Here is a 533-nt window from a genome sequence, read left to right on the forward strand (position 1 = left end):
GCGGCATGTTCTCACCATGCTTGGTTTGCACAATCCCTAGTGAGATCTTCATCACCACGCTTTCACCTTCAACCATAAATGGTGCTGCGAACAGTTGTTGTAGGCGACGTTCTGTTAAACGGATGTCTTCGTCTTTATCCATATCTGGCATAAACAGAGCGAACTCATCGCCACCAATTCGGGCCAGCATGGTGTTGTCTGGGAATTGTTGCTTCAGCCTTTCTGCGATGCTAACCAACAGCTGATCACCATTGTGGTGTCCCACGCTGTCGTTGATATCTCTAAATTTGTTGATCCCCAATAAGAACAAACTACCGTGACACAAATTGGGTTTGTTTTCGCAGATTTCGATTAATCCTTGGCGGCTGTAGAGTCGAGTTAATGAGTCATACACCAGCTGATCGCGCAGCGCCTTAAATGAGGCTTTGAGGTTGCTGGCCATTTCATTAAAGGCTTTTGCGAGCACGGTCGTTTCGTACACACGGCCAGGTTGGGGCATTGAGCTATCCCAATCGCCATTTGCTAGGTGTTGA

1 protein-coding gene is annotated in these 533 nt (G+C 47.7%); it reads right to left on the bottom strand.

What is annotated here, in order from left to right; all coding sequences use genetic code 11:
- Window positions 1–533: GGDEF domain-containing protein (locus R7Z77_RS28135; RefSeq protein WP_318137408.1), on the bottom strand; the 533-nt coding region annotated here is incomplete at both ends.

The organism is Vibrio sp. 1401, from assembly GCF_033340295.1.